This window comes from Campylobacter sp. P091, from assembly GCF_002138935.1.
In the GTDB taxonomy this organism is placed as follows: Bacteria; Campylobacterota; Campylobacteria; order Campylobacterales; family Campylobacteraceae; genus Campylobacter; species Campylobacter devanensis.
This window is the reverse complement of the sequence record NZ_MJKZ01000011.1, coordinates 1-6,869: the sequence shown is the minus strand read 5'-3', so window position 1 is coordinate 6,869 and position 6,869 is coordinate 1. Positions and strand designations below refer to the sequence as shown.

At 34.8% G+C, this 6,869-nt stretch carries 9 protein-coding genes; 8 read left to right on the top strand and 1 reads right to left on the bottom strand.

Annotation, left to right across the window (positions count from 1 at the left end):
• Positions 1-107 precede the first annotated feature (107 nt).
• From CIGNP91_RS08445 to CIGNP91_RS08410, 8 genes are all read left to right on the top strand, one after another.
• Complete coding sequence (locus CIGNP91_RS08445) at positions 108-353, top strand: single-stranded DNA-binding protein (protein WP_000567888.1); 246 nt, start codon at positions 108-110, stop codon at positions 351-353.
• Between the two features lie 102 nt (positions 354-455).
• Positions 456-1,109 (top strand): nucleotidyltransferase domain-containing protein, encoded by a 654-nt coding sequence (locus tag CIGNP91_RS08440; protein ID WP_442861884.1) that lies wholly within the window; start codon positions 456-458, stop codon positions 1,107-1,109.
• Between the two features lie 196 nt (positions 1,110-1,305).
• Positions 1,306-2,040 carry a class I SAM-dependent methyltransferase gene (locus CIGNP91_RS08435; protein WP_000662263.1) on the top strand — a complete coding sequence of 245 codons (735 nt, stop codon included), beginning with the start codon at positions 1,306-1,308 and terminating at the stop codon, positions 2,038-2,040.
• 32 nt (positions 2,041-2,072) lie between these two features.
• Positions 2,073-2,936 carry an aminoglycoside nucleotidyltransferase ANT(6)-Ia gene (locus CIGNP91_RS08430; RefSeq protein WP_002294505.1) on the top strand — a complete coding sequence of 288 codons (864 nt, stop codon included), beginning with the start codon at positions 2,073-2,075 and terminating at the stop codon, positions 2,934-2,936.
• A gap of 159 nt (positions 2,937-3,095) precedes the next feature.
• The gene (locus tag CIGNP91_RS08425) at positions 3,096-3,497 is read left to right on the top strand and encodes a phosphoribosyltransferase family protein (protein ID WP_002401582.1); all 402 of its coding nucleotides are present in this window, start codon (positions 3,096-3,098) and stop codon (positions 3,495-3,497) included.
• A 131-nt stretch (positions 3,498-3,628) separates the two neighbouring features.
• Positions 3,629-4,438: an ANT(9) family aminoglycoside nucleotidyltransferase Spw gene (locus CIGNP91_RS08420; protein ID WP_002294509.1), complete on the top strand. Its 810-nt coding sequence runs from the start codon at positions 3,629-3,631 to the stop codon at positions 4,436-4,438.
• A gap of 550 nt (positions 4,439-4,988) precedes the next feature.
• A complete protein-coding gene (locus tag CIGNP91_RS08415; protein WP_086253908.1) occupies positions 4,989-5,984 on the top strand; it encodes a serine hydrolase domain-containing protein in 996 nt (331 codons plus the stop codon).
• 51 nt (positions 5,985-6,035) lie between these two features.
• The gene (locus CIGNP91_RS08410) at positions 6,036-6,587 is read left to right on the top strand and encodes a recombinase family protein (RefSeq protein WP_236846252.1); all 552 of its coding nucleotides are present in this window, start codon (positions 6,036-6,038) and stop codon (positions 6,585-6,587) included.
• Between the two features lie 19 nt (positions 6,588-6,606).
• Here CIGNP91_RS08410 and CIGNP91_RS08405 read toward each other — a convergent pair.
• Positions 6,607-6,869: ATP-binding protein (locus CIGNP91_RS08405; protein ID WP_180383236.1), on the bottom strand; the 263-nt coding region annotated here is incomplete at its 5' end.

The window sequence follows — 6,869 nt, the reverse complement described above, 5'->3', positions numbered from 1 at the left end:
TCATCCAAAAAAAACAAAAATCGAAGACATCTTTCACGGGTGCCTTCGATTTTTTGGTTCAAAAGGGACTAATGGGTCAGCCCCATTATTAATAAGGAGTGGACAACATGATTGATGTAAATGAGCTATTGGAAGAAGCTATTAGAGAAACTGAAAATCTAAATGATGGCGAAGTTTTTCTTGTTAAAGATTTATTCAAGGGATATGTGGGGAATAGGATACCCAGAAAGGATCGACTTCTGCTTGGAACGTTATTTTTAAACCATGTTAGCAAAATGAATGGTAATTTAAAGGCTATTGAAAAGACTTCATCTAATCAGCAGAGGTATAAAAAGACAATTGATAAGTTTTAACTATCTTTTGTGAAATTAAAAAAATTATAAATATGTTGAGTAGAAGCAAAAGATTTGGCTTGGAATTTTTACAGCAGTGAATCGATAAAAGGAGCATGCTTGATGGTAGATAATATTATTAAATCAGTAGCAGAGAAATTATCCTCTCTGTCTTATATAGAAGGTATTGTTTTAGGTGGTTCACGTGCAAGGGGCACCCATACAGAGGATTCGGATATAGATATCGGCATCTATTACAATTCAGAATCATTTGACATAAATACTATTAATCAATTCGCTACAAAGCTGGATGATGAGCATAGAAATAACCTTGTTGTACCTCCCGGAGCATGGGGTGATTGGATTAATGGCGGCGGATGGTTAGTCATAAACGGGTATCATGTGGATTTAATTTTACGTGATATTAAACGTGTGGAACAAATAATGAAAGATACAGAGCACGGAATTGTTACTGCCAATTATCAGACTGGGCATCCCCATGGTTATATTAGTGCAATGTATCGAGGAGAATTAGCGATTAGCAAAATACTATATGCTAAGAATGAAAGCTTATGCGAATTAAAAAAACAGGCAGAAACTTATCCCAATGCTTTGCAGAAAAGTTTAGTTAACTTTTTTATGTTTGAAGCAGGGTTCTCTTTAATGTTTGTAAAAGCAAATTCGGGAACAGACGATAAATATTATATTGCGGGTCATGTTTTTCGTATAGTTTCATGTTTAAATCAAGTGTTATTTGCATGTAATAATGCTTATTGAATTAACGAAAAGAAAGCTATAAAATTGCTTGAAACTTTTGAACATAAACCTGAAAAATATGCCGAAAGGGTAAATCATATTTTTGAAGTACTCGGTATCTCACTTTTTGAATGCTACGATATGACCGAGAAGCTTTATAAAGAAGTGAAAAAAATAGCAACGGAGATAAATAACTTTTTAAACGAGGGGAATTCAGATGAAAGAAAATAAATATGATGATAATATATTTTTTCAAAAATACAGTCAAATGAGTCGCTCGCAGAAAGGACTGGCTGGTGCGGGAGAATGGGAGACTTTGAAAAAGATGCTACCTGATTTTAAGGGTAAGCGTGTGCTTGATTTAGGATGCGGCTATGGATGGCACTGTATATATGCGATGGAAAACGGTGCTTCCTCTGTAGTAGGTGTTGATATTTCTCATAAAATGCTCGAAGTAGCAAAAGGAAAAACCCATTTTCCACAGATTGAATATGAATGCTGTGCCATAGAAGATGTGGATTTCCCAGAGGAGAGCTTTGATGTAATACTAAGTTCGCTTGCGTTTCATTATGTAGCAGACTATGAGAATTTAATAAAAAAGATATATAGGATGCTGAAGGCTGGTGGCAATTTAGTTTTTACAGTTGAACATCCTGTTTTTACTGCTCATGGAACACAAGACTGGTATTATAACGAAAAAGGAGAAATACTGCATTTCCCGGTGGACAATTATTATTATGAGGGCAAACGGACAGCTATGTTTTTGGAAGAAAAGGTTACAAAATATCATAGAACACTGACCACATATCTAAATACACTGCTTTCAAATAGTTTTATAATAAATCAGATTGTGGAGCCACAGCCGCCAGAGAACATGATGGATATTCCGGGGATGGCGGATGAAATGCGACGCCCAATGATGCTGATTGTATCGGCAAAAAAGAAGATGTAATAATATAGAAAAAATAAACGAGGAGTATGTAAATGAGATCAGAAAAAGAAATGATGGATTTAGTACTTTCTTTAGCAGAACAGGATGAACGTATTCGAATTGTGACCCTTGAGGGGTCACGCGCAAATATTAATATACCTAAAGATGAATTTCAGGATTATGATATTACATATTTTGTAAGTGATATAGAACCGTTTATATCTAATGATGACTGGCTTAATCAATTTGGGAATATAATAATGATGCAAAAGCCGGAGGATATGGAATTATTCCCACCTGAAGAAAAGGGATTTTCCTATCTTATGCTATTTGATGATTACAATAAAATTGATCTTACCTTATTGCCCTTGGAAGAGTTAGATAATTACCTAAAGGGCGATAAATTAATAAAGGTTCTAATTGATAAAGATTGTAGAATTAAAAGGGACATAGTTCCGACTGATATAGATTATCATGTAAGAAAGCCAAGCGCAAGGGAGTATGATGATTGCTGCAATGAATTTTGGAATGTAACACCTTATGTTATTAAAGGATTGTGCCGCAAAGAGATACTGTTTGCAATCGATCATCTGAACCAGATTCTACGGTTTGAACTACTTAGGATGATGTCGTGGAAGGTTGGGATAAAGACAGAATTTTCATTAAGTGTTGGGAAAAATTATAAGTATATTAACAAATACATTGATGAAGATCTATGGAATAGATTATTATCTACATATCGCATGGATTCCTATGAAAATATTTGGAAGTCATTATTTATATGCCACCAATTGTTCAGGGAAGTGTCCAAAGAGGTAGCAGAACTACTGGGGTTTGATTATCCAGAGTATGGTAAGAACATAACAAGATATACCGAGGACATGTATAAAAAATATGTTGAAAATGACTATTTTTAAAGATTAGCAAAGATTATTAACCATAAGCAAGGGGTGTAAATGTATGGAAAGTACTGATGTTATAAATGAAATTAGAGGTATATTACCTCGTAACTCAATTGGAAAATATGATTTACTAACTATTTTTACACATATGATAAAATTGTAAAAGTACTATCATTGGATTTTCAAAATAAAGTAGATTATGTGGCTGCCCCAGAAGCAATTGGATGGATACTAGGCACTGCCATAGCCAAAGAACTTGGAGTGGGGTTTATTGGAGTAAGAAAAGGTGATAAGCTGCCATACGCAAAAGAAGAGATTATTTCGACACATTTTACCGACTATTCAGGTCAAGATAAAAGCTTTGAAATATCTAAGAGTTCTATTGTGAGGAACAAAAGAGTTTTGATTGTAGATGATTGGATAGAGACAGGTTCTCAAATGAAGGCTTTAATAGCTTTGTTAGAGAAATTGGATTGCAGCATTATTGGGTTGGCTACTATTGGGATTGATATAAATGAGGTTACTCAAAAATGGATAGACAGCAGTTTTGTAGCTTATATTGGCTCAAACATATAATAAACCGAAAGAAAATCTTGAATCAAAATTTTGGATGGCGTTAATTTACAATACAACGAAAGATGTTTACTCTTTTTTTATAAATTTTAAGAGGCGTTAAAAAACAGTTTTCAGACGAAAGGAGATCGAAGTTGAGTATAGATTTAAGTAACAAAAAAATTCCGAAAGAAGCAATTCAAGCATTAAAAACTATAGCGGAACTACTTGATAATATGTTAATTGGGGTGTATTTGTATGGTTCGGCAGTAATGGGTGGTTTACGTATGAATAGCGATGTAGATATTTTGGTAATAACAAATCAAAGTTTATCTGAAAAAACTCGAAGGAATCTTACAAATAGGTTAATGCTTATATCTGGGAAAATAGGAAACATAAAAGATATGAGGCCTCTTGAAGTTACGGTCATAAATCAAAAGGATATTGTCCCTTGGCATTTCCCCCCCAAATATGAATTTATGTATGGCGAGTGGCTAAGAGAGCAGTTTGAAAAGGGAGAAATTCCTGAGTCGACTTATGATCCGGATTTAGCAATACTTTTAGCACAACTAAGAAAAAATAGTATTAACCTTTTGGGACCAAAGGCAACAGAAGTAATTGAGCCTGTGCCAATGACAGATATTCGAAAAGCAATTAAAGAATCGTTGCCCGGGTTGATAGCTAGCATTAACGGTGACGAACGCAATGTGATTTTAACTTTAGCCAGAATGTGGCTGACAGCATCTACTGGTGAAATTCGCTCAAAAGATCTGGCAGCTGAATGGGCGATACCTCAATTACCCGATGAGCATGCTACTTTACTCAACAAAGCGAGAGAGGCTTATTTAGGAGAGTGTGTTGACAAGTGGGAAGGAATGGAATCTGAGGTGGCTGAACTCGTTAATCATATGAAAAAGTCTATAGAGTCTTCCCTTAATATCCAATTACCTTTTCGAATAGTTTAAATATAACAAAGACTAGTTGTTAATGTGCATTATTGATTGCTTCGATATGTTCCCCCATATATCAGTTTCTTAAAAAATAATCAAAATACCGTTGATACGTTCCCGCGAACGAAAGGGTTAAAAATCAGCTTAAGACATCAATGCCATCAACTCGAGCCATGTTGAGTGTGTAGTATTGATAACAAGGAAAAATGATTGAGAGCACTGAAAACCCTTATATATCAATACTTTTAGCACACATGGTTACAAAACCCATTGAGCGAAAAACATGAAAATATCGCTTCGTGGGAACAAGTCCAAAGGCATGATTTTGAACGTGACAGAGCGATTTAGATGTCGGTGTTTGACGAGTGGTCAGTTTGGATAACATGGGTTCGCGAGTGGTCGATTTAGATGTCTTCTGAAAAAGTTGAGGTTGTGTGGTTAGGTTTGATGTTAAGGTTAAAATGTCGCTAAATAGGCTAACCAACATGCCTGAAATATGTTAATATGTTTATTGGTCGTGGTACTAAATGGAAAGATGATTATTTGTATTAGGAGAATAGAAAAAATGAACGTAAATGACTTGATTGACGAGAAATTTAGTGGAGTAATTTCAATAGTGCAAGGAAGTAAAAATATTTTCCAAGGTGGATACGGATTTGCTGATAAGGCAAATGAAATCCCAAATAGAATGGACACGAAGTTTGGTACAGCTTCAGCTGGTAAGGTTTTTGTAGCGACTGCAATACTGAACTTAATTGAACAAAAAATCATAAACTTTGATACAACAATTGGAGAAGTATTAAAATTTGATTTGAAGGAGATTGATTCGGGGATAACAATAAGCCAATTGTTAAATCATACTTCAGGAATACCTGATTATTTTGATGAATCTGTTATGAATAATTATGAGGAGTTATGGATTAATATCCCGAATTATCGCATTAGAAAATCATCAGATTTAATTCCTTTGTTTATTGATAAGCCTATGATGTATCCAAAAGGGGAACGATTTCAATACAATAACACGGGTTATGTAGTTCTTGGATTAGTTATTGAGGAGATAACGGGAAAACCTTTCGATGTTTATCTTCAGGAAACTATTTTTGATACATGCAGAATGACTGATACTGGATATTTTGAACTTGATAGATTACCTGCAAAATGTGCGTTCTCTTATATTTTTGATTATAAAAGGAATGAATATCGTACTAATATCTTTTCTATTGATGCAAAAGGAAGCGGTGCAGGAGGGGCATTTACAACAGCACATGATATTGAAAAATTTTGGACTGCATTAGTAAACGGAGAACTAATTAATAAGGAGTCATTGGAAAAGATGTTTTCTCCTCAAATTGCAGAAGGATATTATGGTTTTGGAGTATGGCTTCTTAATGGCAAAATCCCTTCGTTTCAAGGTTGTGACCCTGGAGTTAATTTTATAACATCTTATGATTTAGGTAAACAGTTGATAGTAACAATATTAAGCAATGTTGATTATGATGTAGAATTACTTCATAATAAAATAAATACCTTATTAGTTTCCAATAAAAGCAATATATGAGCATGAAAATTGCTAATTTTTCAATAAGCCTGTTATCTTGGAGGTTTTATCGTGGCTGATGATAAAAGAATACATTTCATACCACCATTGCCTTCAAAACGAGAAAAGAGGGTCGGTATTTATTGTCGTGTGAGTACAAATAGTGCTGACCAGCTGAAAAGTCTTACCGCCCAAGTGTCGGCGCTAACAAGATTGACAGCAGCTAATCCCAAATGGCTATTGGTTGATGTATATATAGATATTGCTTCAAGCAAGACAGGTTCCTCTCGAAAAGAGTTTTCTCGTATGCTGCAGGACTGTCAGTCGCGTGACTTAGAAATTATCCTAACCAAGAGCATCAGCAGATTTGGCCGAGACACAGTAGAGATTCTTGATGCATTGAACCAGCTAAGGGTTCTCGGCGTTCGGGTCATATTTGAACAGGAAGTACTTGATACAGCTGATACAGATAATGACTTGATGATTTCAATTATCGAGGCAGTTGCTCAAGCAGAAAATGAATCACGCAGCAATAATACTAAGTGGGGAATCAAACAACGTGCCGCGCAAGGTACTTCAAAGCTTTACAATAGAAAATGTTATGGATTGTATTTCGCTAGTTAAAAATGAGCCATTTCGCAAGTTAAAATTGAGCCACTGTCATCTTTGAATTATCTTTTATCCATTGTTCTGTTTCTTTTATTTTGTAAGAAGGACCGACCATATTTACAACATGTGATTTATGAGTCAAACGGTCGGTTAAGGCAGCTGTTAGGACTGGATCATGAAATATTTCGTGCCATTTTAAAAACGACAAATTGCATGTAATAATGCTTATTGAATTAACGAAAAGAAAGCTATAAAATTGCTTGAAACTTTTGAACATAAACCTGAAAAATATGCCGA

What these genes read in the sequence shown, in the direction of transcription:
- CIGNP91_RS08440 (WP_442861884.1), top strand. Translation starts at nt 456, where the DNA reads ATGGTAGATAATATTATTAAATCAGTAGCAGAGAAATTATCCTCTCTG.
- CIGNP91_RS08445 (WP_000567888.1), top strand. Translation starts at nt 108, where the DNA reads ATGATTGATGTAAATGAGCTATTGGAAGAAGCTATTAGAGAAACTGAA.
- CIGNP91_RS08415 (WP_086253908.1), top strand. Translation starts at nt 4,989, where the DNA reads ATGAACGTAAATGACTTGATTGACGAGAAATTTAGTGGAGTAATTTCA.
- CIGNP91_RS08430 (WP_002294505.1), top strand. Translation starts at nt 2,073, where the DNA reads ATGAGATCAGAAAAAGAAATGATGGATTTAGTACTTTCTTTAGCAGAA.
- CIGNP91_RS08435 (WP_000662263.1), top strand. Translation starts at nt 1,306, where the DNA reads ATGAAAGAAAATAAATATGATGATAATATATTTTTTCAAAAATACAGT.